Source organism: Halomonas sp. 707D4 (assembly GCF_024158685.1).
In the GTDB taxonomy this organism is placed as follows: Bacteria; Pseudomonadota; Gammaproteobacteria; order Pseudomonadales; family Halomonadaceae; genus Vreelandella.
The window spans coordinates 1-2,411 of record NZ_JAMZBD010000460.1 but is presented as its reverse complement, the minus strand read 5'-3'; the positions used below and the strand labels follow the sequence as shown (position 1 = coordinate 2,411).

2 protein-coding genes and 1 pseudogene are annotated in these 2,411 nt (G+C 62.4%); 2 read left to right on the top strand and 1 reads right to left on the bottom strand.

Annotation, left to right across the window (positions count from 1 at the left end):
- Window positions 1–54: 54 nt before the first annotated feature.
- Window positions 55–618 (bottom strand): alkyl hydroperoxide reductase subunit C, encoded by a 564-nt coding sequence (ahpC, locus tag BIS11_RS15240; protein ID WP_227389295.1) that lies wholly within the window; start codon window positions 616–618, stop codon window positions 55–57.
- 396 nt (window positions 619–1,014) lie between these two features.
- Here ahpC and BIS11_RS15235 point away from each other — a divergent pair, with 396 nt between their 5' ends.
- Both BIS11_RS15235 and BIS11_RS15230 read left to right on the top strand, forming a co-directional pair.
- Entirely contained in the window at window positions 1,015–2,115 is a 1,101-nt protein-coding gene (locus BIS11_RS15235) for a polyamine ABC transporter substrate-binding protein (RefSeq protein ID WP_253424186.1), read from the top strand.
- Between the two features lie 93 nt (window positions 2,116–2,208).
- Window positions 2,209–2,411, top strand: a pseudogene (locus BIS11_RS15230) (polyamine ABC transporter ATP-binding protein); the annotation flags it as partial.

Below are 2,411 nucleotides of genomic sequence, written 5' to 3'. Positions count from 1 at the left end.
GGGCTACTCCGTCGATGAAATCGTGACTGTCAAAGCGGAGAAGCGACTGGCGGCTTAGATCTTGCCGACGAGGTCCAGAGACGGTGCGAGGGTCTCTTCGCCTTCCTTCCACTTGGCCGGGCACACTTCGTTCGGGTTTTCGCGAACGTACTGGGCGGCCTTCACCTTGCGCAGCAGCTCTTCGGCGTTACGGCCGATGTTGCCGGCGTTGATCTCGACGATCTGGATCTTGCCGTCCGGGTCGACCACGAAGGTGCCGCGCTCGGCCAGGCCGTCTTCCTCGATCAGCACTTCGAAGTTGCGTGAGATCTTCAGCGTCGGGTCGGCGATCATCGGGTACTGGAGCTTGCCGATGGTCTCGGAGCTGTCGTGCCACGCCTTGTGGGTGAAGTGGGTGTCGGTAGAGACGCTGTAGATCTCGACGCCCAGCTTCTTGAACGCGTCGTAGTTGTCGGCCAGGTCGCCAAGCTCCGTCGGGCAGACGAAGGTAAAGTCGGCCGGGTAGAAGAAGAAAACGGACCACTGGCCTTTCAGGTCGGCGTCGGTAACGTCGATGAATTCACCGTTGTGGTAAGCGGTCGCTTTGAAAGGTTTTACTTCGGTGTTGATCAAGGACATTCAGCTAGTCTCCGTTATCGGATGGGTGTGGCTCGAAAATGTAGGGTCATACTAACGACCGATGCTTGATAGCTAAAATTGAAAAAAGACATTCATTTCATAGCAATCGGCTATGGCATCAGGAGCGGTGCGTGGCATCGAGGCCGCGTGCCGGGTCCGGACCCCAAGGCCTAAGTGGGGTCGCGGGACGCTCAATGCAACAATTTTTTCGCCAACCCTTGCGATGGGGGGCGAGGCCGCGCAGAATTCGCAGCTTCGAAAAATTGCCTCGCCGCATTTAGGTGCTAATTTGAGGGTTGGCGCCGATGAAGTGGCACTCAACGATGGCGGTTCGCGGTGACGTCGACTCGGCACTCTCCGGTCGGCTCTATCAGCATTTGCACGAGGAGCAATGGAATGGGGAACATCCACAAACTCGCAGCGGCCGTTACGGCGCTTTCCTGTGTCGTAGCGGCGAACGCCCACGCTGACGAAGTGCGGGTCTACAACTGGTCAGACTATATCGCCCCGGAGACGCTCGCGAAGTTCACTGAGCGCACCGGCATCGACGTCACCTACGACGTCTACGACAGCAACGAAACCCTCGATGCGGCGCTTCTGGCCGGCCGCTCCGGCTACGACGTGGTGGTTCCCTCGTCCCACTTCTTTCTGCGCCAGCGCCAGGCCGGCGTCTACCAGACCCTCGATGCCGCCCAACTGCCCAACCTCGGTAACCTCAATCCGGAGCTGATGGAGAACCTCGAGGGCATCGACGCCACCACCGAGTACATGGTTCCCTACATGTGGGGCACCAACGGCATCGGCTACAACGTCGACCGGGTCCGCGAGATCCTCGGCGATGACGCCCCGGTGGATAGCTGGGCAATGCTCTTCGACCCCGAGATCACCGGCGCCCTGAACGCGGCCGGCTGCGGTATCGCCATGCTCGATACCGGCGAGGAGATGCTGCCCGCCGCCATGGCGTATCTGGGCCTGAGCCCGATCAGCGACAGCACCGACGATCTCGAGGCCGCCGGCGAGGCGATCGCCGCGGTGCGCGACGACATCACCTACTTCCACTCCTCGCGCTACATTTCCGATCTCGCCAACGGCGACATCTGCGTGGCCGGCGGCTACTCCGGCGACGTCTTCCAGGCCGCCGAGCGCGCCGAGGAAGCGGGTCGCGACTTCACCATCGGCTACTCCATTCCGAAAGAGGGCGCCGCGCTCTGGTTCGACGTGATGGCGATCCCCGCCGATGCGCCGAACCCGGAAAACGCCCACGCCTTCATCGACTTCATTCTCGACCCGGAAATCGCCGCCGAGATCACCGACTACGTCAGCTACGCCAACCCCAACTCGGCCGCCGACGCCTACCTCGACGAAGAGATCCTGAGCGATCCGGCGATCTACCCGGAAACCGAGGTCATGCAGAATCTCTACGTCGCCCGCGACATGCCCCAGCCGTTCCAGCGCGCTCGCACGCGTATCTGGAACCGCGTCAAGTCCGGTCGTTGATCTAGCGCCGACCCCGCGGCGGGCAGGGGAGGACCCTGTCCGCTTCTTATCGTTTGGTGCCCGCTAGCCCGGGCCTTTGGATGGGAGTGGCGAATGGTCACAACGCCCCTGTCGAACGACACCTCGGCCGCTCACGCGGCGCCCCGCACGCCCGGCAAGACCCCGCGCTTCGCCGAGGACATCGTGCTGGAGGTCAGGCGCCTGAGCAAGCGCTTCGACGAGGCGCTGGCGGTGGATACCGTCAACCTGCAGGTCAAGCGCGGCGAGATCTTCGCGCTTTTGGGCGGCTCAGGCTC

Bases quoted from the DNA above. Each gene is read 5' to 3' on its own strand.
- ahpC (WP_227389295.1), bottom strand. From the start codon at position 618: ATGTCCTTGATCAACACCGAAGTAAAACCTTTCAAAGCGACCGCTTAC.
- BIS11_RS15235 (WP_253424186.1), top strand. From the start codon at position 1,015: ATGGGGAACATCCACAAACTCGCAGCGGCCGTTACGGCGCTTTCCTGT.